Origin of the sequence: Brevibacillus sp. BC25 (assembly GCF_000282075.1) — a bacterium.
In the GTDB taxonomy this organism is placed as follows: Bacteria; Bacillota; Bacilli; order Brevibacillales; family Brevibacillaceae; genus Brevibacillus.
Genome location: NZ_AKIX01000060.1, coordinates 42962 through 67408 on the forward strand (window position 1 = coordinate 42962; position 24447 = coordinate 67408).

30 protein-coding genes are annotated in these 24447 nt (G+C 46.5%); 21 read left to right on the forward strand and 9 right to left on the reverse strand.

Annotated features, from left to right (window positions below):
- Positions 1 to 3 precede the first annotated feature (3 nt).
- The gene (locus tag PMI05_RS17195) at positions 4 to 549 is read right to left on the reverse strand and encodes a sigma-70 family RNA polymerase sigma factor (protein WP_039960948.1); all 546 of its coding nucleotides are present in this window, start codon (positions 547 to 549) and stop codon (positions 4 to 6) included.
- A 107-nt stretch (positions 550 to 656) separates the two neighbouring features.
- On the opposite strand from PMI05_RS17195, the gene PMI05_RS17200 reads away from it, so the two are divergent.
- The 4 genes from PMI05_RS17200 to PMI05_RS17215 all read left to right on the forward strand — a co-directional run bounded on the left by PMI05_RS17200 (position 657) and on the right by PMI05_RS17215 (position 3560).
- Positions 657 to 884, forward strand: a complete 228-nt coding sequence (locus tag PMI05_RS17200) for a hypothetical protein (protein ID WP_039960949.1) — start codon at positions 657 to 659, stop codon at positions 882 to 884.
- A 71-nt stretch (positions 885 to 955) separates the two neighbouring features.
- Positions 956 to 2029 carry a spore photoproduct lyase gene (gene splB, locus PMI05_RS17205; RefSeq protein ID WP_007724231.1) on the forward strand — a complete coding sequence of 358 codons (1074 nt, stop codon included), beginning with the start codon at positions 956 to 958 and terminating at the stop codon, positions 2027 to 2029.
- Between the two features lie 154 nt (positions 2030 to 2183).
- The gene (locus PMI05_RS17210) at positions 2184 to 2825 is read left to right on the forward strand and encodes a deoxynucleoside kinase (protein ID WP_007724239.1); all 642 of its coding nucleotides are present in this window, start codon (positions 2184 to 2186) and stop codon (positions 2823 to 2825) included.
- A gap of 42 nt (positions 2826 to 2867) precedes the next feature.
- Positions 2868 to 3560 (forward strand): deoxynucleoside kinase, encoded by a 693-nt coding sequence (locus tag PMI05_RS17215; RefSeq protein ID WP_007724243.1) that lies wholly within the window; start codon positions 2868 to 2870, stop codon positions 3558 to 3560.
- Positions 3561 to 3630: 70 nt separating this feature from the next.
- Here PMI05_RS17215 and PMI05_RS17220 read toward each other — a convergent pair whose 3' ends face one another.
- Together PMI05_RS17220 and PMI05_RS17225 are read right to left on the reverse strand one after the other, a co-directional pair.
- A complete protein-coding gene (locus PMI05_RS17220; RefSeq protein ID WP_007724246.1) occupies positions 3631 to 4221 on the reverse strand; it encodes a TetR/AcrR family transcriptional regulator in 591 nt (196 codons plus the stop codon).
- A gap of 33 nt (positions 4222 to 4254) precedes the next feature.
- A complete protein-coding gene (locus PMI05_RS17225; protein ID WP_007724247.1) occupies positions 4255 to 4680 on the reverse strand; it encodes a VOC family protein in 426 nt (141 codons plus the stop codon).
- Positions 4681 to 4856: 176 nt separating this feature from the next.
- On the opposite strand from PMI05_RS17225, the gene PMI05_RS17230 reads away from it, so the two are divergent.
- The 7 genes from PMI05_RS17230 to PMI05_RS17260 all read left to right on the forward strand — a co-directional run bounded on the left by PMI05_RS17230 (position 4857) and on the right by PMI05_RS17260 (position 9020).
- Complete coding sequence (locus PMI05_RS17230) at positions 4857 to 5594, forward strand: bifunctional 2-polyprenyl-6-hydroxyphenol methylase/3-demethylubiquinol 3-O-methyltransferase UbiG (RefSeq protein WP_007724248.1); 738 nt, start codon at positions 4857 to 4859, stop codon at positions 5592 to 5594.
- 75 nt (positions 5595 to 5669) lie between these two features.
- Positions 5670 to 5954 (forward strand): 4a-hydroxytetrahydrobiopterin dehydratase, encoded by a 285-nt coding sequence (locus PMI05_RS17235; protein ID WP_007724250.1) that lies wholly within the window; start codon positions 5670 to 5672, stop codon positions 5952 to 5954.
- Positions 5955 to 6065: 111 nt separating this feature from the next.
- Positions 6066 to 6386: a hypothetical protein gene (locus PMI05_RS17240; RefSeq protein ID WP_007724251.1), complete on the forward strand. Its 321-nt coding sequence runs from the start codon at positions 6066 to 6068 to the stop codon at positions 6384 to 6386.
- Complete coding sequence (locus tag PMI05_RS17245; RefSeq protein ID WP_007724252.1) at positions 6383 to 7147, forward strand: DUF3109 family protein; 765 nt, start codon at positions 6383 to 6385, stop codon at positions 7145 to 7147. The genes PMI05_RS17240 and PMI05_RS17245 overlap by 4 nt, the downstream gene beginning before the upstream one ends.
- A 56-nt stretch (positions 7148 to 7203) precedes the next feature.
- On the forward strand, positions 7204 to 7713 hold the full coding sequence (locus PMI05_RS17250) for an acyl-CoA thioesterase (RefSeq protein WP_007724253.1): 510 nt from the start codon (positions 7204 to 7206) through the stop codon (positions 7711 to 7713).
- Positions 7714 to 7788: 75 nt separating this feature from the next.
- Complete coding sequence (locus PMI05_RS17255; protein WP_007724254.1) at positions 7789 to 8709, forward strand: aldo/keto reductase; 921 nt, start codon at positions 7789 to 7791, stop codon at positions 8707 to 8709.
- A 14-nt stretch (positions 8710 to 8723) separates the two neighbouring features.
- The gene (locus tag PMI05_RS17260) at positions 8724 to 9020 is read left to right on the forward strand and encodes an RNA polymerase alpha subunit C-terminal domain-containing protein (protein WP_007724256.1); all 297 of its coding nucleotides are present in this window, start codon (positions 8724 to 8726) and stop codon (positions 9018 to 9020) included.
- 60 nt (positions 9021 to 9080) lie between these two features.
- Here the strand turns inward: PMI05_RS17260 and PMI05_RS17265 are convergent, their stop codons facing one another.
- The 3 genes from PMI05_RS17265 to PMI05_RS17275 form a co-directional block, all read right to left on the reverse strand.
- Positions 9081 to 9521, reverse strand: coding sequence for a thiol-disulfide oxidoreductase DCC family protein (locus PMI05_RS17265; RefSeq protein WP_039960950.1), 441 nt, complete (start codon positions 9519 to 9521; stop codon positions 9081 to 9083).
- Positions 9522 to 9600: 79 nt separating this feature from the next.
- Complete coding sequence (gene hutH / locus PMI05_RS17270; RefSeq protein ID WP_007724259.1) at positions 9601 to 11115, reverse strand: histidine ammonia-lyase; 1515 nt, start codon at positions 11113 to 11115, stop codon at positions 9601 to 9603.
- Between the two features lie 527 nt (positions 11116 to 11642).
- Positions 11643 to 12047, reverse strand: coding sequence for a hypothetical protein (locus PMI05_RS17275; protein WP_238543317.1), 405 nt, complete (start codon positions 12045 to 12047; stop codon positions 11643 to 11645).
- A 209-nt stretch (positions 12048 to 12256) separates the two neighbouring features.
- On the opposite strand from PMI05_RS17275, the gene PMI05_RS17280 reads away from it, so the two are divergent.
- Entirely contained in the window at positions 12257 to 12574 is a 318-nt protein-coding gene (locus tag PMI05_RS17280) for a hypothetical protein (RefSeq protein WP_039960951.1), read from the forward strand.
- Here the strand turns inward: PMI05_RS17280 and uvsE are convergent.
- On the reverse strand, positions 12533 to 13459 hold the full coding sequence (gene uvsE, locus PMI05_RS17285) for a UV DNA damage repair endonuclease UvsE (RefSeq protein ID WP_007724269.1): 927 nt from the start codon (positions 13457 to 13459) through the stop codon (positions 12533 to 12535). The genes PMI05_RS17280 and uvsE overlap by 42 nt on opposite strands.
- 191 nt (positions 13460 to 13650) lie before the next feature.
- On the opposite strand from uvsE, the gene PMI05_RS17290 reads away from it, so the two are divergent.
- The 9 genes from PMI05_RS17290 (at position 13651) to PMI05_RS17325 (ending at position 22928) form a co-directional block, all read left to right on the forward strand.
- The gene (locus tag PMI05_RS17290) at positions 13651 to 16068 is read left to right on the forward strand and encodes an EAL domain-containing protein (RefSeq protein WP_007724272.1); all 2418 of its coding nucleotides are present in this window, start codon (positions 13651 to 13653) and stop codon (positions 16066 to 16068) included.
- A 145-nt stretch (positions 16069 to 16213) separates the two neighbouring features.
- Positions 16214 to 16357 (forward strand): hypothetical protein, encoded by a 144-nt coding sequence (locus PMI05_RS31110; protein ID WP_007724273.1) that lies wholly within the window; start codon positions 16214 to 16216, stop codon positions 16355 to 16357.
- Between the two features lie 4 nt (positions 16358 to 16361).
- On the forward strand, positions 16362 to 17894 hold the full coding sequence (locus PMI05_RS17295) for an amino acid permease (protein ID WP_007724276.1): 1533 nt from the start codon (positions 16362 to 16364) through the stop codon (positions 17892 to 17894).
- Between the two features lie 156 nt (positions 17895 to 18050).
- Complete coding sequence (locus tag PMI05_RS17300; RefSeq protein WP_007724279.1) at positions 18051 to 18512, forward strand: hypothetical protein; 462 nt, start codon at positions 18051 to 18053, stop codon at positions 18510 to 18512.
- Between the two features lie 277 nt (positions 18513 to 18789).
- Entirely contained in the window at positions 18790 to 19965 is a 1176-nt protein-coding gene (locus PMI05_RS17305) for an amidohydrolase (protein ID WP_007724281.1), read from the forward strand.
- 27 nt (positions 19966 to 19992) lie between these two features.
- Positions 19993 to 20823, forward strand: coding sequence for a DUF3100 domain-containing protein (locus PMI05_RS17310; protein WP_007724284.1), 831 nt, complete (start codon positions 19993 to 19995; stop codon positions 20821 to 20823).
- On the forward strand, positions 20820 to 21257 hold the full coding sequence (locus PMI05_RS17315) for a hypothetical protein (RefSeq protein WP_007724287.1): 438 nt from the start codon (positions 20820 to 20822) through the stop codon (positions 21255 to 21257). The genes PMI05_RS17310 and PMI05_RS17315 overlap by 4 nt, the downstream gene beginning before the upstream one ends.
- A gap of 93 nt (positions 21258 to 21350) precedes the next feature.
- Positions 21351 to 22139 carry an ABC transporter ATP-binding protein gene (locus tag PMI05_RS17320; protein WP_007724290.1) on the forward strand — a complete coding sequence of 263 codons (789 nt, stop codon included), beginning with the start codon at positions 21351 to 21353 and terminating at the stop codon, positions 22137 to 22139.
- A 99-nt stretch (positions 22140 to 22238) separates the two neighbouring features.
- Complete coding sequence (locus PMI05_RS17325) at positions 22239 to 22928, forward strand: MBL fold metallo-hydrolase (protein ID WP_007724294.1); 690 nt, start codon at positions 22239 to 22241, stop codon at positions 22926 to 22928.
- A gap of 53 nt (positions 22929 to 22981) precedes the next feature.
- On the opposite strand, the gene PMI05_RS17330 is transcribed toward PMI05_RS17325, so the two are convergent.
- Both PMI05_RS17330 and PMI05_RS17335 read right to left on the reverse strand, forming a co-directional pair.
- On the reverse strand, positions 22982 to 23629 hold the full coding sequence (locus tag PMI05_RS17330; protein ID WP_007724295.1) for a SurA N-terminal domain-containing protein: 648 nt from the start codon (positions 23627 to 23629) through the stop codon (positions 22982 to 22984).
- 108 nt (positions 23630 to 23737) lie between these two features.
- Positions 23738 to 24424: a lipopolysaccharide assembly protein LapB gene (locus tag PMI05_RS17335; RefSeq protein WP_007724297.1), complete on the reverse strand. Its 687-nt coding sequence runs from the start codon at positions 24422 to 24424 to the stop codon at positions 23738 to 23740.
- Positions 24425 to 24447: the final 23 nt, after the last annotated feature.

Sequence of the window (24447 nt, forward strand, 5' to 3'; positions counted from 1 at the left end):
AACTCACCAGCCTTTTCCGAGATCTTTTCGAAGTGCTCCTAGAGCCTTGTGCAGCCTTGTCTTGATGGTGCCTTCCGGATGACCGAGTACCTCTGCAATATCGCGTATCGTCCGATCTTCAAAATATTTCAAAATAATGATGTGGCGATAATTCGGACTGAGACGAGCGAGAGCCTCTTCGATTTGAATACGCTCGACATTTTGGTCGTCTAAAGGAATACTTTCACGACTTTCGATGTCATCCTCCATGGGATCCAAGATGATCCGTTTTCGGCGCTTTTGCTCATCCAGACAAATATGAATAAGGATGCGAGTCAGCCATGTACGAAAATACGCAGGCTGTTTCAACCGTGCGAGCTTGAGATAGGAACGGCACGTCGCTTCCTGAATGGCTTCCAGTGCATCTGTCTCGTTACGAAGAAAGGCGTAGGCGACTTTATACAATTGTTCTTTATGAAGGATGACGAGTTGAAAAAAGGCATCATCATCCCCATCTTTTGCACGCGAAACGAGCTGTTCCAGATTCACTTTTTCCCCCTCCTCTAGCATTAGACGGTGCAGGTGCCAAAACGGTTTTCATAAATTGTCAGCCAAGCTGTTTTTTTTGAACCAATCGCCTGTCCACTGCTTACTGTAAAAGAAAGAAGTGTGTAAGGATGGGGTGCAGGTGCATGTGGATCAAATGGGTTACGATTCATGAATCGTATGGCCTCCCGCGGATTGCTCAGGAATGTCGGCGTTATTTAGAAATGAAAGGAATTAGAGTCAGGCTTTTGTCCAGACAGACCAAAAAAGCAGGACATGTCTATACACTGCAAGTACCGCTAGCTCAACAGGAGCAAGCAAAGGCGCTACTACATGATTTTAAGAACACCCTGAAATAAGGTACAGCCATACTTCTCCTTATGTCCAGTCAAATAGCACGGGCATACTAGGTGAAGGGGGGATGATGGCTATGGGAACGACCCTTTTGGAAAGACCTGAAAAGACGGAGCAGAAAGGCAGCAAGCTGTTTGTTCCGGATTATATTTTCGTCGAGCCAAATGCACTGAATTATCCACTCGGTCAAGAGCTGTATCGTCGTTTTCAAGCGGAAGGGATTCCGATGCAGATGACGACCAGCCATAATCAGGTCCGCGGCATCCCTGGAGATACAGAAGTGGAGAAATATCGAAATGCGAAGCGGACGTTGGTCATTGGTGTACGCAAAACATTGAAGTTCGAGACCTCCAAGCCTTCCGCAGAATATGCCATTCCACTGGCAACGGGATGTGCTGCCCACTGTCACTATTGCTATTTGAACACAAATATTGGGACAAAACCGTATGTACGTGTGTATGTCAATACAGATGAGATTCTTGCTCAAGCCGAGAAGTATATCCAAGAACGCCCGGGTGAGATCACTCGTTTTGAGGCAGCCTGTACATCCGATCCGGTTAGCATTGAGCATATTACGGGCAATCTGAAACGAGCGATTGAGTTTATGGGCCAACAGGAGTTTGGGCGGTTGCGGTTCGTGACCAAGTTTCATCACGTGGATTCCTTGCTGGATGCCAAGCACAACAAGCATACCCGATTTCGCTTCAGCATGAATGCCGACTATGTCATCAAAAATTTTGAGCCAGGCACCTCGAGCTTTCATCAGCGACTGGAGGCCGCTGGAAAGGTAGCCAAGGCCGGTTATCCGCTCGGCTTTATTTTAGCGCCTTTATATTGGTTTGACGGATGGGAAGCGGGGTATACCGATTTGCTGGAAAGGCTGCGTTCGCAGTTGGTTCCCGAAGCGATGGAGGATTTGACGTTCGAGCTGATCCAACACCGTTTTACCAAGATCGCTAAAAGCTTGATCCTCCAGCGCTATCCGAAAACGAAGCTTGCGATGAAGGAAGAAGAGCGCAAGTACAAATGGGGGAAATACGGCAAAGGGAAGTATGTCTATCCCGACCTCCAAGCAAAGGCGTTGCAGGCCCATTTGGAAAGTGAAATTGCCCGACTGTTTCCGCAGGCACGCGTTGAATATTTTACGTAAGAACCAGACTGCTCTTGATGAAGAGCAGTTTTTCTTTTAGAAAAATGAGTACCAAATGATACCAAACGACACGATACGAATATTTTCGACAAACGCTTACATACGTGCTAGAATATGGAGTGCTCTCATTTTCTTGAAAGGAATCGAAGCATACATGAAGTCCATATTGATTACCGTTGAGGGACCTATTGGTATTGGGAAAACCTCTTTATCGCGGGAACTAAGCCGCGCATGCAACTTGCAGCTACTGGAAGAGATCGTCAACGAAAATCCGTTCCTGGGTAAATTTTATGAAAATATTGCCGAATGGAGCTTTCAACTCGAGATGTTTTTCCTCTGCAACCGTTACAAGCAGTTGCAGGATATTCATTCTCAGTTCCTGAATCAGGGTATTTCCGTTGTTTCTGATTACAATATTTTCAAAAATACGATTTTTGCCAAACGGACATTACAAGGAGATAACCTGCCAAAGTACCTCAAAATTTATGATATCCTAACAGAGGATTTGCCTCAGGCCCATTTGGTGATCTACATGACAGCTTCGATTGAGACCGTGATGAAGCGAATTGCGATGCGCGATCGCGAAATGGAGCGCAGCATGGATGTCACCTATATGGAGAACCTGATTGCTGATTATAACGAGTTTATGGAAGCGTTTGAAAAGCATCATCCGGATACGCCTGTCATCAAATTCGATTGTGACGATTTGGATTTCGTACATAGACCAGAAGATTTGAAGTATGTACTGGATCGAATTGCCCCACGGGTTCAAGCGTTGATGGCACAAGAAGGTTAGGGAACAAAGGAAAAGTAAGCATGGGGATAAGGAGTTGCGTACATGTCGAGGTTTCAAAACAGCACGCTTCGTGAAAAATACGGGATACCGAACAACGCAGTGATTACGATCGGGGGGACAGTAGGGGTAGGAAAATCCACCTTTACACATGCCTTGGCAGATCAGCTAGGATTTCGTGTATCTGTAGAGAAGGTTGACAATAACCCGTATTTGGGCCGTTACTATAACGATTTATCGCGTTGGGGTTTCCATTTGCAAATTTTCTTTTTGGCAGAACGCTTTAAGGAACAAAAACGGATGTTTGATTATGGCGGCGGTTTTGTCCAAGATCGCTCCATCTATGAGGATACCGGGATTTTTGCCCGTATGCTGTACGAGCAAGGCAACATGACAGAAGAAGATTACCGCACTTATACAGAACTTTTTGAAGCAATGGTCATGACGCCTTACTTCCCACATCCGGATATTTTGATCTATTTAGAGGGAAGCTTCGATGATATTATTGACCGCGTAAAAGAGCGCGGGCGTCCGATGGAGCAACAAACTCCGGTGGATTACTGGCAGGATTTGTTTGGCCGCTATGATAGCTGGATTGCTTCCTTTACTTCCTGTCCGATTTTGCGGGTTAATATCAACGAATACGATGTTGTGGATGACCCATCTTCGGTAGAGAGCATTATTGCTCGGGCTGCCGAAAAAATTCGGCTTGGACGAGCTACCCGCTTTTCATCATAAAAAAACCTTTATAATAAGAGAGCACCCCTGCATTTTGCCGGTAAGAGGCGGAAGCAGGGGTCTTTTGCTTTTATTTGGTGCGATATCCTTCCAAGAGAAGGGTCATTGCTGCTGAAATTTCCTCAAGGGACTTTTCATGATCAGACGTCTCCGAAATCCAGAGCACGGCTTCGTTCATCGCACCAGACAGCAAATGCGTCAGAGCATCGATGGAAACGGGACGAAGGTATCCTTGCTCCTGCATCGTTTGAAGCTGCTCCCTGAGATGCCTCATGGAGTTTTCCTCGTCCATCCGGCGCCACGTTTCCCACCCGATGACAGAAGGGCCATCGATAAGCAAAATCCGCTTGTTGCGATGTTCGACGGCCGAGGAGACAAAGGCCAAGCAACCCAAGATCAATTGTTGCCAAGGATCCTCACTTTTCGCAGCTTCAGCTTCTACGCGCTCTCCGATTTCTTGTTGGACAGAAGCCAGTACTGCCTCAAATAATCCTTCTTTGCTCCCAAAGTTATGGTACAGTGCGCCACGGGTCACCCCGGCTTGCTTTACGATGTCTTCCATGGCGGCATCCGCGTAGCCTTGCCTGGAGAACATCTCTCTTGCTACTTCGATCAGTTTTTGCATCGTTTGTTGTTTTTGCTCTGCTTTGGACATCTTCATGCGATACGATCTCCTTACTTATTTCATGCCAGATTATACAGGGTCAACATAACTTTCAGCAAATGCTTCAGAAGGCGGAATTACTTTTATAATATCGAGTAAAATGCCGTTCGGATCGGATGTAATAAAATGCCGCTGACCGAACTCCTCGTCTCTAATGTCGAGATGGAGAGGAAGACCTGCTTTCACAATAAGTCTCTCGTATTCAGCGTCAACATCATCGACTTCGAAATTAAGGATAAGACCACCATCTACTGGCTTTCGGAATCCTTGTGGAATTGTGTTGTGAGAAGGATCTAAGATGGCTAGCTCAAATGCGGGAGTGCTGCTCTGATTTTGCAGGCTCACATACCAGTCTGCTTCGAAAACAATTTCAAATCCAAAGTGCTCTCGATAAAACTTCGCGCTTGCCTCAACTTGTTTTGTCAAGATGACAGGATAAAAGCTGTTCACTTTCATTACGGATCTCTCCCTCACGATTGAATGAGGTTAATTTAACATACATACAGTATGTATGTAAAGTGATTTCTATATTTTTCAACAAAGCTTTCCTACACTTTGCCACATGCAAATGGGCAACGGATAAACCCCGCTGTGGTATAATAAGAACATCTTGGAATTAAAGGGGCTCAGACATGGCAGAAGAATGGTTTGAACGCAGCTTTCGCGAAGATTATGTGCTTGTGTATCGTCATAGGGACGATTCGGCAGCAGATGGAGAGATCGCTAATCTGTTGGAAAGATTGCCGGTAAAGGACACAGGACGCGTACTTGATCTTTGCTGCGGGAGCGGGCGTCATTCGCGTGCGCTGGCTCGCCGGGGCTATGAAGTAGTTGGTGTGGATTTGTCGCCTGTTCTCTTACAGTTGGCTGAGGAACAAAACACCTATCCACAGCTAAGTTTTGCCCGCTGTGACATGCGCGACATTCCGTTTCACGAAGAATTCGATATCGTGGTGAATTTGTTTACCAGCTTTGGTTATTTCTCCACAGATGAAGAAAATGCTAACGTTATTCGTAACATGGCACAAGCACTCAAAACAAAAGGTGAAGTGGTCATCGATTTCTTAAATGCAGCGTACGTCATGGACAATCTCGTGCCGCACTCTACGAAGGAAGTCAGTGGAATGTTGATTAAAGAAGAACGCTGGATTCAGGATGGATTTGTGAAAAAGCGGATACTGATTTCCGACGAGTCTTCGAATGAACCGCGTGAGTATATGGAGCAGGTTCGCTTGTTTTCTGCCCAGCAAATGATTGCGATGCTGACAGAGGCGGGATTCGAAAAAATCCAAGTATTTGGAAATTATCGATTTGACGAATATGTGGCGCATGAATCACCTCGTATGATTTTTTATGCCGTGAAGCAATAGGGAGCGGATAACCTGTACGTCTCGTGAATATGATGGTGTAACAACCATTCATCGGGTAAAGGGGGCATTGCGAAAATGAGCAAGCTGTCTTTGGAACAGGTCAAATTGTATCTGAGCAAGGTACCTGGCTGGAAACTGGTAGAAGACCGAATGGCACTATCACGCACGTACCACTGTCGTGACTTTTCCACTGCGATCAGTTTCGTCAATCGTGTGGCAGAGATGCTTGAGCATGACAATCAGCACGTGGAAATTCATCTGGCAGGGGGAACGGTCACGTTTACGTTAGCCACCCGCGAGGCAAAAGGTTTAACCGGCAAAGATTTTGCATTAGCCCAGACCATTAGCAAAGTAAGCTAACAGGCAGAATAGAAGTAGCCGCTTCCCACAGCGAAGCGGTATTTCTTTTTGGCTTTTTAAAAGCTACTTTGTTATGATGGGCAGTATGAACCATTTCGGAGGGATTACAAGATGGACATTCAACAACATGAGCAATTGATTCAACTGTTGGCGGAATATAAAAATCAAAAGGTTTCCGTGACTTTTACCCAATGGGATACCGATAGCGAAGAAGAGGAAGAGGTAACACAATTTCAAGCTCAGCTCCTCGAAACCAAGCTGACTGACAATGAATTTGAAGAAAAAGATCTCCAGCTGGTGTTTACGACAGTAGAGGGCGAAGAAATGGAAATCCTGATGGAAATTCCGGGTGATGAAGTAGATTTGGCTAGCTATGAGGAAGGCCATTTGCGTATTTTTGGAACAGAAGCGGAGATTGTTTTGCAAAAATGAAAACGAAGCGAGCTTTTCGTTATGTAGGTACGCCCGATCCCATGTCTGATAAAGAGGCGTACCACTGCGAAAAATATATAAAGAAAAACAAGCATTCCTTGGTGAGAGCGGGACAATATTTGATTGATGTAACAGCCCTCCAAGCTTTGTTTCATCTGGACTGTTGGAATTGCAGGACGGTTCATCGTGAGACGTGTTGTGAGGGAGGACAACCTTACGCTGTAGAAGAATGGCAGGTTCCAATCATGGAGGGGGAAATCCCCTCTATCTCTGCTGGACTCCAGGATGAGTCTGAACGCAATCATTGGCTTCTTCATGGGGTTTGGGATCGCAATGAACCTCCAGGAACCATTCGCATGCGGCATGGCAATTGTCTTTTTTATCAAGAAAACAATGGGCGTTACGGCTGTGCGATTCATGCTTATGCCGAGCAGTCTGGTCGTGAAGTTGAGCCTCTTAAGCCATTTAGCTGTCAACTGTATCCAATCGATTTGATTGAAACAGAGGAAGGGATCCTGCTAACGGCGGTTACCAAAGAAACGTCCTCCTTTTCCAGATGGGGTACGGATTATTTGGAGCAGTTTTACTGTGCCAGTCCTGCCCGTCGAAAGCTTGCTACTCATATAGACGACAAGCTGTTTGCTTTAGACGGCTATCGCCCAGCCTATGAGTGGAATCTCCCTTTGTTACGTTACATTTTGCAAGATGATGCAGAGAGAATAGAAGGCATGCTTGCGAGCAGCTATCAATTGGAACGTTGAATGCCTTGTGATATGATGATGTATGCATCAAGTAGATTGATAAAGGAGCAACAGCGATGAACGTCAAGACAACTCAAGAATCTCGTACAATTCAGGCATCACTGGTTCAGCCATCTGATACGAATTACCATGGTACTATTTTTGGTGGTACGATGATGGCTTATATAGATGAGGTAGCTGCAATCGCTGCGATGCGACATTCGCGTCGCCCTGTTGTGACAGCATCGATTGACTCGATTGATTTTCTTGCTCCCGTCAAAATGGGACATTCCATCTGCTTGGAAGCTTTTGTTTCGTCAACAGGCAGAACGTCTATGGAGATTTTCGTTAAAGTCATCTCGGAAAATCTCCAGACCGGTAAGCGCATTTTGACCGCGACATCTTTTCTCACCTTTGTTGCCCTAGATGAGGAAGGGAATCCGACTGATGTGCCAGCTATTGCCCCTGAAACAGAGGAAGAAGAGAGATTGATGGCAACTGCGGAAGAGCGCAAGAAAATGCGCAAGGAACGAAAAGGGAATCTACAAGATTTTGTGAGCCAATTGAACATCGAGAAAAGCATATAATTTTTTTAGTCTACACCCTGAGCGAACATTCGTTCAGGGGATTCTCGTTTATCCATGATGAGGAGGAATCGGGCAATGAAGTACCGCAGATTAGGAAAAACCGACCTGAACGTATCCGTAATCGGTGTAGGTACCTGGCAATTTGGCGGGGAGTGGGGAATGGATTTCTCGCAAGAAGCTGTTGACCAGATTCTCGACAAGGCAAAAGATCTCGGCATCAATTTGATTGATACAGCGGAATGCTACGGAGATCATCTGTCCGAACAGCTTATCGGAGGATATTTGAAAAAAAACCGCCGGGAAGACTGGATCGTGGCGACGAAATTCGGGCATCATTTTCATGACAAATTTTCTCGAACCAATCATTACGGAGCAGCTGAAGTTCAGCAACAATTGGAAAAATCGCTGCAAGCCTTGCAGACGGACTATATTGACTTGTACCAATTCCACTCGGGACCTGACGAGGCTTTTGACAATGATGATTTGTGGACCTACCTCGACAAACAGGTGAAGGCAGGAACGATCCGTCATCTTGGCCTCTCGATTGCGAAAAATGACAACATGCATCAAACATCCGCCGCTACTTCGGTGAATGCAAAGGCAATCCAAGTGGTGTACAATCGTCTGGATCAAAAGCCGGAAGAAGGTGTTTTTGCTTCTTGCCAGCAGCAAGACCTGGGTGTGCTGGCTCGCGTTCCGTTGGCGAGTGGTTATTTGAGCGGAAAGTATAAGCCGGGTTCTGTATTCGGTGGAAACGATGTGCGACACCGACACGATCAGGAGCATGTTAACAAGCTGCTGCTCCAAGTAGAAGAAATCAAGAAGAATGAAGTCCCAGAAGGTATGGATATGGCGCAGTGGGCATTGGCGTGGTGCCTCAAGCATCCGGCTGTTACGACTGTGATCCCAGGCAGCAAGAGCCCAGCGCAAGTAGAGGCAAATGCCAAAGCGGCTGACTATGTGAGCGATGAGCATCCACAAGCCACGTCGAAATAAAAAGGATACGTGCCATGACAACTTCCAAAAAAACGGTAAGAACTTGTGCGAATGGTCATCCATACATGAAAAGCAGTGATTGTCCAACTTGTCCAATTTGTGAGCAAGAACGCAAACCGGACACGGGATTTCTTTCTCTGCTCTCCGCACCAGCAAGAAGGGCATTGGAGCACAATGGGATCACTTCCTTGGAACAGCTCGCAACCTACAGCGAAAAAGAGATCCTGAAATATCATGGGATGGGGCCAGCATCTATGCCGAAACTTCGGACTGCATTGAAGGAAAAGGGATTGTCATTCAAGAACGAATGATTGGTCACAGCGAATAAAAAAGGAGGAGCCGTGGTAGGACAACGGCTTCTCCTTTTTCTTTTAATCCAAAAAGCGGGATCTGATCTGCGGGGTAGGAAGCATGCATTGTTCAGCTTTGCCCATCCACCGATAGCGATTTCTCGCGACCCAATCATAGATCGGATTGCGGACAGGTCTAGGGATGAGCCGAGCTACGTTTGACAACAGAGGCCATCCACCTTGAAGCTTGCGACCAACATGCAAGATCGCATCCGATTTTGTATATAGCTGTCCGTTGGCGATAAAAACCACGGATGACATGTCTTTTTCTTGATACTTGTAATGAGACAAAATTTCCTGTGCTCTCTCTGACTGTAAGGATGCAAAGTGAATGTGTCCATGCGGATCACGTTTCAAAATAAACTGCACAGCACCGTGGCACAGATGACAAACCCCATCAAACAGTAACAGGTACTCAGGATGGTCCAGTTCTCTGCCTGCTTTCATGAGACAGCCCTCCATACTTCAAGTGGTTTGGTCTAAATGCTTATCCTTAGCTCCATTCTAACAGAGAAAGACAATGGTTCCTATACACGAACGATTATTCCATCACAAACGCGAGTGTCCCTTGCTGGATCAGCTCTTCTGACTTTACGAGATCAGGATGCATTTCGCGGTCTTCATGCAGGCGGGGAATCACCCGGCGCAACTGCTCATAGGCTCGTGCTGTACCTGTCCCGAGATCTCCCGAGCCAAAATCGATAGCTTGTGCTGCTGCCAAATATTCAACGGCAAGCACCTTGGTGACATTCGATACGATTGTGCGAAGCTTGCGAGCAGAAGTTGTTCCCATGCTGACATGGTCCTCCTGATTGGCAGATGACGGAATCGAATCGACTGACGCGGGATGGCAGAGCACTTTGTTTTCAGAAACAATGGAAGCGGCTACATATTGCGTAATCATAAATCCAGAATGGAGTCCGCCATTTTCGGTTAAGAATCCGGGTAGACCACTTAGCTGTGGGTTGACGAGACGTTCTGTGCGTCTTTCGGAAATATTTGCTAGCTCAGCTATGGCAATGGCAAGAAAATCAGCTGCGAATGCCATTGGCTGACCATGGAAATTCCCGCCGGAGATAACGTCGCCTGTCTCTGTGAAAAGAATAGGGTTATCGGTGACGCTATTGCATTCGCGTGTAACGGTAGTCCATACATACTCCAGCGTATCACGAGTTGCACCGTGCACTTGCGGGAGGCAACGAAGGCTGTATGGATCTTGGACGCGTAACTCACCCTGCGCAGTTGTACGTTTGCTGCCGGATAAGTGCTGGAGCAAGCGCTTCGCTGATTCCAGCTGTCCTGGATGCGGGCGGACGAGATGGAGCTGGGGATCAAATGCTTTTGGAATTCCACGCAGCGCTTCAATCGTCATCGCGGCAATCAATTCAGCGCTTTCAAGCAGAACTCGCGAATCATACAAGGCGAGGCAAAGCTGTGCAGTCATCGCTTGTGTACCGTTAATCAGAGCCAGACCTTCTTTTGCCTCCAGTCGAATAGGGGAAAGACCCACTTCACTCAGTGCTTCTTTGCCGGATAGCCGCTTGCCATTGACGAGCGCTTCACCTTTGCCGAGCATGACCAATACCATATGAGCGAGAGGGGCTAGGTCGCCGCTTGCACCAAGGGAGCCTTGTTGAGGAATAATTGGATGAACCCCTCGATTGCATAGTTCTACAAGCTGAAGCAATGTTTCTTCTCGAATACCCGAATAACCCTTTGCCAACGCATTGATGCGCAAAGCCATCATCGCACGGACAACTTCAACGGCATAAGGGTCGCCCATCCCGCAAGCATGACTCATAATCAAATTTTCTTGTAGCTTGCTTACGTCCTCGTCGTGGATCATGACATCGGAGAATTTTCCGAAGCCAGTGGTGATTCCGTATACGACTTCCTGCTGCGATACCATTCGCTCCACCATGGCACGTGAAGCACGAACACGATGCAATGCTTCTTCGGTCAATTGGACGTGGGTGGCGCTTCTTGCAATGGAAACAACATCTTCGATACGGAATTGATCCCCATCTACTTTTACAACGTTTACTTGCTGATTCATCTGTAATTTCCTCCTTTAGCAGAGCAGAGAACGAAAAGAGCGAGGGGTTAGGACATCATATCCTAACCCCTCGCTCGAGAGCATATATGTGATTGGATGAAAACGTGTAAGCCTGCATTCGTAGCGGCATACGTTCTTCCTCACTTTCGTTCATGTGCAACTGTCTGATTATTTTAGCTATTGTTATCATTGTATCAAATGCCCACGTGCAGTCAAGATGATCTTGTCACGGCGACTTCCCTAGAGAGCAAAAAACGGGCTTAGTCCATTTTTTCAAACTGGGCGAGAGTCGTCTCTTGAGTTGGATAAATGTCATACCATGTACTGTGTTATTTCATCCGAAAGGACGTGTAGAATTCCGTGGAAAAGCGACGTAAGATGCCGCCTATGCCTACCGCAATCCCAAGGCGTCCTAAAGAAATGCCGAAACCGCCTTCTTCAGCGATGCCATTGCCGTCTCCATCGATGCCGTCACCTATGAAGCCTTCTCCTGAAAAGCCCAAGTCGGAAAGTCCGATGAATCCGAATCATTCTATTCCTGCTCGCCCAATGCCGCAAAAACCGATCATGCCTGCTCCTAATCTAGCTAACCCTAACGTGCCAAACGTAATGCCACCAAATCGGATGCCAGCGAATCCCATGCCACCAAACCTCAAACCGTCGAATCCAATGCCAATGCCACCGAACCGGATGCCCGCAAACCCTATGCCTAACTCTTCACCGAATGTAAGGCCAAATGAGAGCCCAAACATGAGGCCAAATGTCAGACCCAATGTTAGACCAAACGTGCGACCAAATGAGAGTCCAAACATGAGACCAAATGTCAGACCGAACGTACGGCCAAACGAAAGTCCAAATATGAGGCCAAATGTAGGACCAAATGTAAGGCCGAATGTAAGACCAAATGTGCGGCCGAATGAAAGTCCAAACATGATGCCAAATCTAAGACCGAATATCAGACCGAATATCAGACCGAATATTAGGCCAAATATTAGGCCAAATATTAGACCAAATGTCAGGCCGAATGCGCGACCGAATGCGCGACCGAATGAGAACATAGGAAGGGATCTGGAGCTGTACCTGTTCAAATTCCAGTTCCATATGGACCGGATGCAGTACTTCCGCCACAAATGCGAGGAGCATGGTGAAAATCGCCGCAAATATATGGAGTACCGGAGACATTACAAGCACCATGAACGGAGAATGCATCATTATCATGACCGTTGCCAATTATGGAATGACGGTAGCAGTTCCTTTGGTCGGGGCTCATCATCTTCATCTTCGGGTGGCAGTAGCTCCTCGGCCGGATGCAATTGTGGACATAGACGGGGTCATAGACGAGGGCGTGGCTGCGGATGTTCATTTTGAAGCGCATAAGGAAGGACGCCAGCTAATTAAGCGGCGTCCTTTTCCATACTCAATTCGTAAATGCTTCAACAGCGACCCCTTTTTTCTTTAACTCGCGCCTTAAAGTAAGTAAGGCATCATCTTTGTTTTTGCATTCCAATATGATGTCCACATTGTAATCCGCTAGCGCACTGACAAATGTAAGGAACGCGTCTGGGTCAATATCGTCTGCATGAGCGCGAAAGTCTTTTGCTGACTTAGGCGAGGACATGTGCATCTTCGGTGTACGTTCTTTCCAGGTTTGAATAATGCGTGGAAGGTATTCCGTCCAATCTTCGCCATCAGAATGGCAGTTGTGATGGTGAATATCGAGTACCATCGGCACACCGATCCGTTCGCACAGCTCCAATACCTCACGCATGGTAAAAGACATGTCGTCGTTTTCCACGACTAAACGACGTTTGACGTTTTCAGGAAGGAGCTCGAAGTTGGATGCAAAACGATCGAGAGAAGAGGCCTTGTCTTCGTATACTCCTCCCACGTGCGTCACCAAGACGGAATTATCGTCGAGCCCCAGTAAATCAAACACTTTTGCATGGTAGGAAAAATCGGCAATCGTCGATTCCAGCACAGAAGGCTTGTCACTGTTCAATATGCTGTAATGTCCGGGATGAGCTGTCATACGAATGCCATGATTGCGGATATAATTCCCAGCCTTTTGGAAGTCCCATGCGAATTCTTTTGCCCAATTCCATTCAGCTGCTACTGGATGAGTAGCCAGTGGAACAAATTCAGAAGGAAGTCGATACACAAAGATTTGATTTTCTACATTATAAGCAAGCAAATCCATTAAATTGAAAAAGTTTGCCTGCATAACTTGCCGCAGCTTTTTTAACCGAGCTTGGGGATCTAATTTATTTACTTGGGCAACTGTCGTTTTTTTGTTTGGATTGTTTTTCGTCTTTACACTGATGCAGGCATAGCCCATACGGATCAAGGAAATCTCCCTCCTTCGCAGCAGCATTCCTTTGTAGTATCTCCAAAACGGGATCGTCGTCGGCTTCTTGCCAGAGAATTATAAAACGGATAAGATGGGAGAATGTCACAGGCACGCCGATAAACATTCCCTAAAAAGCGCGGATGTTCCTTGTGAGTAGACTTCGGTAGAGGTTTTTGAAGGAGAATGCAATGAATAGTCTTGACCAATCCTATAGTATGACTCTGGTTTTTCTCTCCTATTTTATTTCAGCAATGGCGTCATACACAGCATTAGATCTAGGCGCACGTCTCCATTATGCAAAAGGCAGGGGACGTGTGTTTTGGTTATGTGCTGGAGCCGTCTCCATGGGGCTTGGTATTTGGGCTATGCATTTTGTTGCCATGCTTGCCTTGCATCTGCCGATTGCCGTCCAGTATGATAACCTGATTGTATTTTTCTCGATTGTTTTGGCGGTTTTATCATCAGCGATTACATTATGGATCGTGAGCGAGCAGTCCATGTCCAAAACGAGGGTAGTAACAGGATCGGTTGTCATTGGGTCTGGTATCGCCGGAATGCATTATACAGGGATGGCAGCGATGATGATGAACGCCATTATTCTGTACGATTGGCTATGGTTTACCGTCTCCATTTTCGTTGCCATCCTGGTTTCGATGGTAGCGTTGATTCTTACGTTTCAATTGCGTTCGGTGGACCCAGTAGAAGGTCTCTGGCGTAAAATTTTTGCAGGGCTGTTGATGGGAACAGCCATTACCGGTTTGCATTACACTAGTATGTACGCCACCACATTCGTCGCTCACGAGCACATGACAATCGCATGGATCACGCATGATGATTCAGGGCTGATCGCTACCATGATTGGCATTGTCATCGTGTTGATTCTGGTCGTGACATTGGCTTCTGTATACGTGGACAAGCAATTCGCAGGGAAGACCTTGCGCGTGCTAGAAAGTGATCAACGCTATAAATCGCTATTTGAGCACAATTACGACGGGGTGATCTTTTACTCGATCGATGGTAGCCAAAGCGACATGAATCCTGCGGCGATGCGATTGACAAAGGAGAAGAGCTTGCCTCTCGAAAAATTAATGGCGATGTGTACTTCTACAGATGCCAAGCTCATATCGACACATTTTACAAATGCTGTGCAGGGTGAGGCGCGCAACTACGAGATCACCTTGACCACGAGCGAGGGTCGTCAGCTTCATCTGAATATGACCCATACCCCCGTATTTGTCGATCAGCAGATTACGGGCGTATTTGTGATTGTAAGAGACATTACCAATAAGAAAGAATACGAGGCAAAAATCAATTATCTCGCTTTTCACGATTCGTTGACTGGTTTGCCGAATCGCCGTTTTGTCGAACAGCAACTGGATCAGGTGATCATGGAGGCACAAAAAACGGATCAGCAAGTATACGTGTTGTTTCTGGATCTCGACCATTTCAAGCTGGTAAACGATTCCTTGGGTCATGATTTTGGTGACTTGTTACTTCAGGAAGCCTCCTTGCGATTGCAGGATTGTCTGGGTAAAAAAGGAACGGTAAGCAGGCTTGGCGGAGACGAATTCATGGTGATTCTTACGGATGTCACGGAAAGAGAAGTATCTTCCATGGCGAATGAAATCAACCAAAGGATTGAACAGGCATTTTTTATCCATGGGCACGAGCTGTACATAACGACGAGTATCGGGATTTCTCGATATCCAGAGGATGGGCAAGACAGGAGTATCTTGATGCGTAACGCAGATGCGGCGATGTATGCAGCAAAAGACAAAGGGAAGAACAGTTTCCACCTGTATGTACCGAATCTGGAGCAAGCAGTGAATGACAAAATGAATATTCAAAATGAATTGAATCGCGCTTTGGCCAGGCAAGAATTTTTATTGCACTACCAGCCACAGGTAAGTGCCAAATCAGGCGCAATCGTTGGTGTAGAAGCGTTGATTCGTTGGGATCATCCTGAACGAGGCTTGCTTTTGCCAGACCAGTTCATCTCTGTAGCAGAAGAAACCGGGTTGATCGTACCGATTGGGGAATGGGTACTGCGAACGGCCTGCAAACAGAACAAGCAATGGCAAGAGCAGGGACTCATGCCGCTTCGGGTAGCCGTTAATCTATCTGCGCGGCAATTCCTCAAACAAGACTTTACCCAGATGGTCGCTGAGATTCTGCACCAGACAGGGCTAGCACCGGAATACTTGGAGCTGGAAATCACAGAAAGCAGCATGATCGACGTCCAACGCGCCACACAGGCACTTAAGGAACTGAAGCAATTAGGGGTGCACGTTGCGATTGATGATTTTGGAACGGGCTACAGTTCTCTCTACTATCTGAAAGAATTTCCATTAAATCGTTTGAAAATAGATCGCTCGTTTGTGCGCGACATGATCGAACAGCCTTCCAATCAGGCCATCGTGTCCACGATTATTTCCATGGCGCATCATTTGCAACTGCATGTGATCGCGGAAGGGGTCGAGACGAAGGAAGAGCTTGCGTTTTTGCAAGAGCATCTGTGTGAAGAAGTGCAAGGCTATTTATTCAGCAGACCGTTACCGAGTGAAGACGTAGCGTTTTATTTGCAGGCCCAAAAAGGCGCGAGTTAAACAAGAGGAGCAGCTCACATGAGTTGCTCTTTTGTTTTGCATCGGCTAGCCAAATGAGGTGGTATAGCTATCAAATTGTCACGTAAAATGTACTATTCCTGCGAACTTGTCAAGGAATTGCATCTAGGACGAAAGGAGGGAGAGTATGCTGGCTCTAGGTGTCATCTTATTGCTGTTTACCATTGGAGTTGCGATTGCCATTGGGTATCGGGCAAACGAAAGCGTCCGGCAATTTGATGAAAGCGCGCATGAGAGCTTTATCGGTTCCCAAGCAGAGAGGGAGGGATAACGAAATGCAGCAGGAAAAAGAACAGCAATTGCTCGAGGACAAGAGAGACCTGAACAAGTTTGGTTATGCGCAGGAATTACTGAGGGATATGGGTGGCTTTTCGAACTTTGCGATCTCATTTTCGATTATCTCTATTTTGACAGGTGCAGTATCGTTGTACGGGCACGGTTTATTGTATGGCGGTTCTGGCATGATGGGCTTCGGATGGACCTTGGTAGCGTTATTCGTCATCCTGATTGCAGCATCGATGTCTGAACTCGCATCTGCGATCCCTACAGCCGGAGCGTTGTATCACTGGGCAGCAATTCTAGGTAGCAAACGATGGGGCTGGTACACAGCGTGGATCAATCTCATCGGCCAAATCGGGATTGTCGCAGGCATTGACTATTCGTTCTCTTTGTTTGCGGACCCGCTGCTCGCGAGTGCGTTTGGTTATACTTCAACAGAAACGACCACGTTAATCCTGTTCGGGATCACACTCCTTTTGCACGGTACATTTAACCACATTGGAATTCGACTCGTTGCTCGGTTAAATGACTTCTCCGCTTGGTACCATATTGGCGTCGTCGTCATACTCGTCGGAAGCCTCGTCTTTTTCTCCCGTCATGATTTGCAACCGCTTGATTACCTCTTTCAGGTCGGTCAAACCTTTTCAGACAAACCGTACGCGATTGCTTTTTTAATTGGGTTGTTACAAGCGCAGTGGACGTTTACTGGCTATGATGCATCGGCACATACGATTGAAGAAACGATTAACCCACGGGTTCGTGCTGCTTGGGGGATTTATACGTCTGTGGCCTTTTCCTTTATTTTTGGATTCATCATGCTTGCTTTTGTCACCTTATCCATCACAAACGCAGCGGCTGCGAGTGAAGCGGAAAATGCATTTATTTATGTGATTAGCGAGGCATTAGGTGGCACATTTGGTTCGGTGGTGCTGTGGCTGGTTACTTTTGCGATGTGGTTCTGTGGCCTGGCGTCCATTACTTCCTTTTCGCGAATGTTGTATGCGTTTTCACGTGACAAAGGAATGCCATGGAGCCACCAGTGGGCAGAAATATCGACCAAGTACAGAACGCCAGCAAAAGCAATTTGGCTGGTTATCATTCTTTCCTTTGCACTTGCCTTGTTCGATTACATCGTGAAAAGCATCAATCCGAACACGACGTATACGACCTTGGCATTTCTTACGGCGGTTAGTGTCGTTGGGCTTTATGTCGCCTACGGGATTCCGTTATACCTCAAGCTTCGGGCGGAATCGCGAGGCCTATTTCAGCGGAAGCATTACGGTCCCTGGCATTTGGGGAACTGGAGTAAACCCATTAATGTGTTGAGCTTGATTTGGATCATTTCCATCTCGATTATGATGGTGATTCCACCCAATCAGACAGCTGGGTACGCCTTGATAGCCATGTTTTTGGTGCTTCTGCTCATGGATTTGGCTTATTACCGGAAGCATTTCAAGGGCCCGCAAGCTGCGCTGGGCAATTCGGAGGAAGACATTAAGCGTCAGGAAGCGAAATATAGGGATTCCTAATGGAAAAGAAGTTCCGTTTCACGGAAAGTGCAGAGCCTCCCTTATGTCAGTATTGGCATAGGGCTTTTTTCGTTGAAGGAGGTTTTGCATAACGAATGGCAGAGGACGAAAAGCTATGAGTAGGAAGGAAATAGCAATACATATGGGAGGAACGCGATGAAAAGAATGAGATGGGTGTTGCTTGCGATGGGAATCGCGCTGATGGCTCAAGCAACGATGAGTTTGGTTCCACAGGTGAGTGGGTATGACAGATATGCGCGTGAAGAAAACTCCTCGAATCGGTATGAAGTCGCGGGTATTACAAATGCAGGCGCATTCGAAGCCTTTTTTGGAAACCTTCAAGAAGCGGTCAAAAAAAATGACAAGACAGAAGTAGCCAAGCATATCAGGTATCCACTACGTGTGAACAAAGACGGGAAAAGTCATTTTATCCGAGATGAACAGCAATTTTTGGAAGAGTATGATCGAATCATCACGGAGAAGGTAAAGGAAGCGTTTTTACAGCAAAAGGTAACGGATACGTTTGTCAATGATCAAGGCGTGATGGTAGGGAATGGAGAAATGTGGCTGGGGCAATTTTCGAATCGCTTTGTCGTTTTTGCAGTAAATGTAGAATAGGGATAAGGGCTTTTCTCTAGAAAAGCTCCCAATCTAGCAGCGTAAATGTTTTTATTGTTCCAAATAGTATATTTTACATGGACATTATCGATGGAAAATTCTAAAATAACAAATAAATAGACAGCTACAGATGTAGATTCGACATTTTTGTCCTTGTGGAATGGACATTTGTTATTTTCATCGTTCCGTGATAGAATTCACAAAACGATATTTTTTTTAGCTAAACTTAACTGACTCGGAAGATTTTGAAGAAGAAAGCAGAAAAAGGAGTGATTGTGTGAGTTTGGAAACGAAGAAATGGGCGGATGAAGTAGCTGAGCAGGTAGTCTCATGGCGACGATATCTCCATCAGCATCCAGAATTGTCGTTTGAAGAGGAGAAGACGTCTCAATTTATTTACGAAACGTTGGAATCTTTCGGGAATTTAGAGCTTTCGCGGCCAACGAAAACGAGTGTGGTCGCTCGACTGATCGGATCACAACCAGGAAAAGTTCTTGGCATTCGCGCTGATATTGATGCTCTCCCCATCCATGAAGAAAATGATGTGCCATATGCATCAGGAAAAGCTGGCGTGATGCACGCGTGCGGACATGACGGTCATACAGCAATGCTGTTGGGAGCCGCAAAAATTTTGTCCCAGTACAAGGATCAAATCAAAGGCGAGGTTCGTTTCTTCTTCCAGCATGCCGAGGAGCTGCCGCCGGGTGGGGCTGCTGAAATCGTAAGAGCTGGTGCAGCGGACGGACTGGATTCGATTATCGGCATTCATTTGGCCTCGTACATGCCTGTCGGGAAATTTGGTGTACTTTACGGGGCACTTACTTCATCGACAGATCGCTTCGATATCAAGATTCAAGGAAAAGGCGGGCACTCCTCGCAACCGGAAGCATCGGTTGACCCGATCGTCATTGGGGCACAGGTTATTACTGGCCTACAACAAATTGTATCCCGCAACGTTAGTGCGTTGGACAAGGTCGTTATTTCGGTGACGATGCTGAATGCAGGGACAGCTTATAACATCATTCCAGATTCGATGACACTGACGGGCTCCACGCGCTGCTTCGATGCGGAGATTCGCCAAAATATTCCGATGTGGATTGAACGAATTGTCAAAGGAATTACGGAAGCGCATGGCGCAAGTTATGAATTGACGTTCTCGCATGGCTACACATCGGTCGTCAACGACAAGCAGGTGACCAAGCTGATGGAGGATACGATCCGTGAGCGTTGGGGAGAAGAAGAGATTATTTACATTGATCCTTTGATGCCGGGTGAAGATTTCTCTGAGTATTTGAAAAAAGCTCCAGGCTGTTTTATTCAATTGGGCGCTGGCAATCCAGACAAAGGCTTTACGTATCCGCACCATCATCCACGCTTTGATTTTGATGAGGATGCAATGGTACGCGGCGTGGAATTGTTTGTTCGGGCCGCTCAAAAAGTCGTCATGGAGTAGAGCGAGATAGAATGAGGGGGATGTTGTATGGCAGAGGCACGCGTCAATGAGTACAAGCTGCATTTTCTCGTACTGATTCTCGTCGCATTGACAGAATTTATCGGGACAAAGAAAATCAGTATTGGCATCGGGGTTATCGCTCTGTTTCCGATGCTCTACGCGCTCGTTTTAGGTGGGGCAATTAGCTGGCCTAAGTTTAAATTTTTGAGTGAAAAAGAAATGAACGTCGCAGCCAATATTTTGGGTGTTTCGTTCTTGATCTTTATTGCGAAGCTGGGAGCCAATATCGGTCCTGAGCTGCCTAAGCTTCTCGGCTCTGGTGTATCCTTGATCGTCCAAGAGATGGGACACATTGTAGGGACAATCGCATTTGGTCTGCCAATCGCATTGTGGCTAGGTCTGAAGCGTGAAGCAATTGGGGCGACTTATTCTCTCGACCGTGAGCCAAACTTGGCAATCATTGTTGATAAGTTTGGAGCAAACTCTGCCGAAGCTCGTGGCGCGCTGGGTGTATATATTTGCGGAACCTTGTTTGGTGCCATTTATATGTCGATTCTTGCAAGTATTTTAGGAAGCAGCGGGTTGTTTCACCCGATTTCTCTGGCGATGGGAGCCGCAGTTGGTTCCGGTAGCATGATGGCAGCAGCAACAGGCTCATTGGCTGTTATTTTCCCGGAAGCGCAAAAAGACATTGCCTTTTATTCCGGAGCGGCAAACTTGATGATGAGTATCGTCGGAACGTACGTATGTATCTTCTTCTCCTTGCCGGTCACACAAAAGCTGTACGCATGGCTTGAGCCTATCATTGGGCGCAAAGGCGCTTCTTCTGCAGCAGAAGGGGGGAGAAAAAGCGCATGAATCAAATCTTGACGATTTTTATCATTGGCTTCATTGCTCTCATCGGTAACTGGATCGGTTATAAAGTACCATTGATGGAATCTTTGCCAGGTATTTTACTCTTGGCGGTCATTACGTTGATCGGAATGGGCTTCACTCGCATTCTTCCGTTCAAATCTCCCGTCATTGTATGGATCTCTTTGTTTGCGATGCTTGCGACCTCCCCGTTTTTTCCAGGGAACGAATATACGGCTGCTGCGATTGCCAAGATCAATCTGCTCGCATTGGCCACGCCGATTCTCGCGTATGCAGGTCTGTCACTCGGAAAAGACGTTCATTTATTCAAACAGCTTAGCTGGCGTATCGTAGTTGTGTCTCTCGTCGTCTTTACAGGTACGTTCCTATTCGCTACGTTGTTTGCGGAGATTGTATTCAAGATTCAAGGCAAATTTTAACGAAACTGTTTTTGTGTTAGGGCCTCCGTGTGCTTCCATATGCCATGGAGGTTCTTTTCACATACAACTGTGAGAGTCAGGAGTGGAGAGAGCATGATCATTGATGTGAGAAAGGTTACCTGGCAAAGGGATGAAACAACCATTTTGAGAGACATTGCCTGGCAAGTGCAAGACAGGGAGCATTGGTGTTTAGTCGGTTTAAACGGCTCTGGTAAAACCAGTCTGTTGAATATCATTTGTGGCTATGTGTGGCCGACAAAGGGGGAGGTCAGTGTATTAGGAAATCTTTACGGAACAGTCGACTTACGCGAGGTGCGTAAATCAATCGGCTGGGTAAGCACGGCGTTGATGGCACAGCTTCACGAGCATGAAACCGCACTCCGTGTCGTCTTGAGTGGACGGGAGGCAACCATCGGCTTGTATTCCGTTCCAGAGGAGGCGGAAGTAGAGAAAGCGTCGGATTTACTCGATACATTTGGATGCCGTGCATTGAAAAACAGACGTTTTGCCGCTTTATCGCAAGGGGAGAGACAAAAAGTACTGATTGCTCGTGCATTGATGGCTTCCCCTCGATTACTCATCCTAGACGAGCCTTGCACTGGACTGGACTTGCTTTCAAGAGAACAGCTGTTGGCCATGATTGAACAAATCGCCAAACAGCCAAACGGGCCCACTCTCATTTATGTCACCCATCACATTGAAGAAATTTTGCCTTGCTTCACGCATACCTTGCTGCTAAAAGCGGGGGAAGTAGACCAGGTTGGAAAAACAGATGAGGTCTTAACGGCTGAGCGTCTGACAAGCTTTTTCGGTGTACCTGTTCACATTCAACGCTCGCAAGGAAGATCTTGGGTAAGCTTAGGGGAAGAGGCGACTGTTTGATCGTGTAGGATAAGTTTGGGCACGAGTCAGCACGGTTGTGCATGATTGTGTATAATAGCAATAAGAAGTTGTATCTGGGAGGAGAGGAGAGATGGAGGCATGAACAATGTGATTGCACCAATCACAGACTCCACCTGGGCGATCATCACCTATGAGGAAGCGTGGAATAGCTACGTGAACAGCTATGTGATCAAACAAGGGAATGCCTTTGTATTGATTGATTCTCACCAGCGCAAGCAACGTTCATTTTTTCAACAGGCGTTGGAAGAGATCGGGGTCAAGCCAGAGCGAACGGAATATGTCTACTTCACTCATCGACATGCTGACCATATTGGAAATGCCGATATGTTCCCTTCTCGAAACAATTGGATTCACCTCGAAGATTATTACGAACTGGACGATTTTTCACAGACGCTATTCGGCCATACGTTTACAGGGAGTGGGGGGGATCTGCCTTCACTGCGTTTCCGACTGCTTTCCTTTCATACAGAAGGCTCAGTTGCCTTCTTTGATCCCCAGTCGAAAATATGCTTTGTCGGCGATCATTTGTGCTTTGAAAACACAGAACTCGGCCAAATTGTTGGCGGAGAAGTGGACTGTCGGACAGCTTATCAAGAACACTTGAAGCAATGGGTAGCACGTGAACCAGAGCGAGCGGTGGAGTTTACGGAGGGCTTGGAGATTTTGCAGGATTGGCCCATTGAGTATTTAGCGACTGGTCATGGCCCCATTCTTCAAGGCGAAATTAAGATGTTTTTGCAAGAGTTGATTGCGATTGCCCGTTCGTAACGAAAAAAAGACTTGTGTGCCGCGTACTGCCGGCTTGCACAAGTCTTTTTGCATTACTTGCTGGAAGTTGTTGTTTCTTCTTCTTCCACTTCTTTTTCTTTTTCTAAATCTTTATCCATGATTTGGACGTTATGTTTTTTATACAATTCATCGATCCATTTATCCATATTATTTCGTTTGTTTCTGGTTTTTACTTTTTCAATCACTTGCGGGCGAACTTCTTCGAGTGTTCCTTCGAACTTATCTTTGTTTTTCTCATAGTATTCTTTGATTTGTTCTTCAGTGATCGGTTTAGCCTTCTCGAACAGCTTGTCCCGCAGCATGACAGCACGCACGCCCTCACGGAGCTCTTGCTCAGTCATTTGCTTATCATCCAAATACTGTTGGAATCTCTCTGGTGATCCCATTTTTTCTTTAACTGGGTTCACACGCGCATCGAGTTCTTGATCACTTACAGTGACTCCTTGTGCAGCGCCTTCCTGCTTGTACAGCTCCAAGGTGATGATATCAGCCATGACACGCTTACCAGCATCTTTTTTCAACTTGTCGTACATTTGTTCTTGAGTGATCGTCACATCACCTATTTTGGCAACAGGGTTATCCGCAGAGAAAGCAGATTCTTTTCCAGAACTACAGCCTACCACGGCGAGACTTAGTACGAGTGCTGAGGCAGCAAGTATAGTTACATTGAATTTTTTCATGAAAAATACCTCACTTTCTTGATAGTAATACGACTGTGCATAGAGCAGCGTTACGGGGACGGGAAAATAAAAACCGCACACATAAAGCAATGTGCGGTCGTCAATCGATTAGCTGGCTTGTGTAGAGGCTTTTTTCCACTCTTCCAAGCGTTTTTCCAGTACGGTGTGATTCAGATGCAAAAGACTGGCTGATTTGCCCATCAATTGCTTGAGATGGGAAAGGGCTCGCTCGTAATTTCCTTTGGCAGCTTCAATCTCTGCCAAGCAGAAGAGCTTCCAGTCTTTTGCCGATCGTTTGCTTGCGATCAGCTGGTAAGCTTCTATCGCACTCTCTACTTCACCCAGGCGGGCGTGTGAGCATGCAATAAGAGCTAAGGAATCAGTCATTCCCTGATCACGCTGGTAAATACGAAACGCCACTTCCAATGATTCATTGTATCGTTCGGATGAATAGTAAACGATCGCTAGGTTGTAAAACAAGTAGTGAATCATCGCTTGATTGAATAACGTTGGTCGTTCTTTGCAAACGTTGATTCCTTGAACGATATATTTTTCGGCCATTTCATAATTGCCAAGCATGATCTCATGGGTTGATTTATCCAGCATAGCGACAGCTCGGGAACGGTTCTTCCGATAGGAAGCCTCCAGCCAGCGCAATCGAATATTCAAACGGCGTTTGAAAAGATTGGCCATGTACTGAAAGCGGAAGGGCCAGTGCAGGCGAATAAACATAACCAACAGCACAGCCGCAATCCCTGCCAGCGTTGATGTCAAATTAAAACTCAAATACTCCACGTAGTGACACCCTCTCTATTTAC

Bases quoted from the DNA above. Each gene is read 5' to 3' on its own strand.
- PMI05_RS17195 (WP_039960948.1), bottom strand. From the start codon at position 549: ATGCTAGAGGAGGGGGAAAAAGTGAATCTGGAACAGCTCGTTTCGCGT.
- PMI05_RS17200 (WP_039960949.1), top strand. From the start codon at position 657: ATGGGGTGCAGGTGCATGTGGATCAAATGGGTTACGATTCATGAATCG.
- splB (WP_007724231.1), top strand. From the start codon at position 956: ATGGGAACGACCCTTTTGGAAAGACCTGAAAAGACGGAGCAGAAAGGC.
- PMI05_RS17210 (WP_007724239.1), top strand. From the start codon at position 2,184: ATGAAGTCCATATTGATTACCGTTGAGGGACCTATTGGTATTGGGAAA.
- PMI05_RS17215 (WP_007724243.1), top strand. From the start codon at position 2,868: ATGTCGAGGTTTCAAAACAGCACGCTTCGTGAAAAATACGGGATACCG.
- PMI05_RS17220 (WP_007724246.1), bottom strand. From the start codon at position 4,221: ATGAAGATGTCCAAAGCAGAGCAAAAACAACAAACGATGCAAAAACTG.
- PMI05_RS17225 (WP_007724247.1), bottom strand. From the start codon at position 4,680: ATGAAAGTGAACAGCTTTTATCCTGTCATCTTGACAAAACAAGTTGAG.
- PMI05_RS17230 (WP_007724248.1), top strand. From the start codon at position 4,857: ATGGCAGAAGAATGGTTTGAACGCAGCTTTCGCGAAGATTATGTGCTT.
- PMI05_RS17235 (WP_007724250.1), top strand. From the start codon at position 5,670: ATGAGCAAGCTGTCTTTGGAACAGGTCAAATTGTATCTGAGCAAGGTA.
- PMI05_RS17240 (WP_007724251.1), top strand. From the start codon at position 6,066: ATGGACATTCAACAACATGAGCAATTGATTCAACTGTTGGCGGAATAT.
- PMI05_RS17245 (WP_007724252.1), top strand. From the start codon at position 6,383: ATGAAAACGAAGCGAGCTTTTCGTTATGTAGGTACGCCCGATCCCATG.
- PMI05_RS17250 (WP_007724253.1), top strand. From the start codon at position 7,204: ATGAACGTCAAGACAACTCAAGAATCTCGTACAATTCAGGCATCACTG.
- PMI05_RS17255 (WP_007724254.1), top strand. From the start codon at position 7,789: ATGAAGTACCGCAGATTAGGAAAAACCGACCTGAACGTATCCGTAATC.
- PMI05_RS17260 (WP_007724256.1), top strand. From the start codon at position 8,724: ATGACAACTTCCAAAAAAACGGTAAGAACTTGTGCGAATGGTCATCCA.
- PMI05_RS17265 (WP_039960950.1), bottom strand. From the start codon at position 9,521: ATGGAGGGCTGTCTCATGAAAGCAGGCAGAGAACTGGACCATCCTGAG.
- hutH (WP_007724259.1), bottom strand. From the start codon at position 11,115: ATGAATCAGCAAGTAAACGTTGTAAAAGTAGATGGGGATCAATTCCGT.
- PMI05_RS17275 (WP_238543317.1), bottom strand. From the start codon at position 12,047: ATGTTTGGACTTTCATTCGGCCGCACATTTGGTCTTACATTCGGCCTT.
- PMI05_RS17280 (WP_039960951.1), top strand. From the start codon at position 12,257: ATGGTGAAAATCGCCGCAAATATATGGAGTACCGGAGACATTACAAGC.
- PMI05_RS17290 (WP_007724272.1), top strand. From the start codon at position 13,651: ATGAATAGTCTTGACCAATCCTATAGTATGACTCTGGTTTTTCTCTCC.
- PMI05_RS31110 (WP_007724273.1), top strand. From the start codon at position 16,214: ATGCTGGCTCTAGGTGTCATCTTATTGCTGTTTACCATTGGAGTTGCG.
- PMI05_RS17295 (WP_007724276.1), top strand. From the start codon at position 16,362: ATGCAGCAGGAAAAAGAACAGCAATTGCTCGAGGACAAGAGAGACCTG.
- PMI05_RS17300 (WP_007724279.1), top strand. From the start codon at position 18,051: ATGAAAAGAATGAGATGGGTGTTGCTTGCGATGGGAATCGCGCTGATG.
- PMI05_RS17310 (WP_007724284.1), top strand. From the start codon at position 19,993: ATGGCAGAGGCACGCGTCAATGAGTACAAGCTGCATTTTCTCGTACTG.
- PMI05_RS17315 (WP_007724287.1), top strand. From the start codon at position 20,820: ATGAATCAAATCTTGACGATTTTTATCATTGGCTTCATTGCTCTCATC.
- PMI05_RS17320 (WP_007724290.1), top strand. From the start codon at position 21,351: ATGATCATTGATGTGAGAAAGGTTACCTGGCAAAGGGATGAAACAACC.
- PMI05_RS17325 (WP_007724294.1), top strand. From the start codon at position 22,239: ATGAACAATGTGATTGCACCAATCACAGACTCCACCTGGGCGATCATC.
- PMI05_RS17330 (WP_007724295.1), bottom strand. From the start codon at position 23,629: ATGAAAAAATTCAATGTAACTATACTTGCTGCCTCAGCACTCGTACTA.